Source organism: Deltaproteobacteria bacterium, assembly GCA_011773515.1.
Taxonomy (GTDB): Bacteria; Desulfobacterota; Deferrimicrobia; order J040; family J040; genus WVXK01.
In genome coordinates, this window is the sequence record WVXK01000023.1 from 3893 (window position 1) to 4745 (window position 853).

Genomic DNA, 853 nt, shown 5'->3' on the forward strand with positions numbered 1-853 from the left:
GAAAAACTTCGTCAACGAGCTCGACTTCGTCACCTCGCGGGGAGACGACGCCTACCCCTGGAGAAGGGGGAGCGTGACCCGGGTCATAACCCCCCTCTGTGTGTTTTCCTACAGCGGGGGGGAGAAAAGGCTTGAGGTGGCCTCAATCCACCCGGGTGTTACCTTGGAGGAAGTGAGGGAAAACACCGGTTTTGAAATCGTTCAGGCAGCCGTATGCACGCCGTCTCCCCTTCCGGACGAGGAGACGATACGGGTCATCAGAAACGAGGCGATCGGGGAGGCGGCAAAGATCTACCCCCTCTTTACAAAGAAGCTCGGGGAAAAAATATCCGCGCTGGGCTGACAAGGCTCGGCCGGGGGATCATCACCCTGCCTCCATCCCCTTTTTCCAGGTCCGCCGGCAACGCAGGCATCTATAGGTGGTTTTGAAAAATGGAACGGGAAATCCGAGAAGAATCCAGGAGAGGAAAAAAGCGCGCTTGGAGACATGCTCCCTGAACAGGTCCTCCGAGCCGCATGCGGGACACCTCCCCCTGTCTTCGCTCTCTCCCCTTTCGACGGGGGTAAATTGCGGCACCTCCTCGATCCTCACGTCCCCCGACAGAAGCATCGCAGCCTCATCCCTGTCCGATTCCCTCACCTTGAGTTTCACCCCGCCCACCGCCGCGGAATAGAGCCAGTTGATGCCGACGATATTTTCATCCTGCACGAAGCAGTATATGCCCTCTGACTCGAGCATCGACTGAACGATCTTTGCCTCGATGACATCGGTAAACGTCGCCACAGTAACCAGTTTATCCCTTCTTGACGAGACCACGGTGCCCTCTCCTGTCTTTTCCCTCTATTTTACCAT

General features: G+C 56.9%; 2 protein-coding genes. One reads left to right on the forward strand and one right to left on the reverse strand.

Going from position 1 to position 853, the window contains the following annotated elements:
• The coding region (locus tag GTN70_02640) for a hypothetical protein (protein ID NIO15891.1) at positions 1-343 on the forward strand (343 nt) is incomplete at its 5' end.
• A gap of 21 nt (positions 344-364) precedes the next feature.
• On the opposite strand, the gene GTN70_02645 is transcribed toward GTN70_02640, so the two are convergent.
• Positions 365-817: a DUF2007 domain-containing protein gene (locus GTN70_02645; protein NIO15892.1), complete on the reverse strand. Its 453-nt coding sequence runs from the start codon at positions 815-817 to the stop codon at positions 365-367.
• Positions 818-853 lie beyond the last annotated feature (36 nt).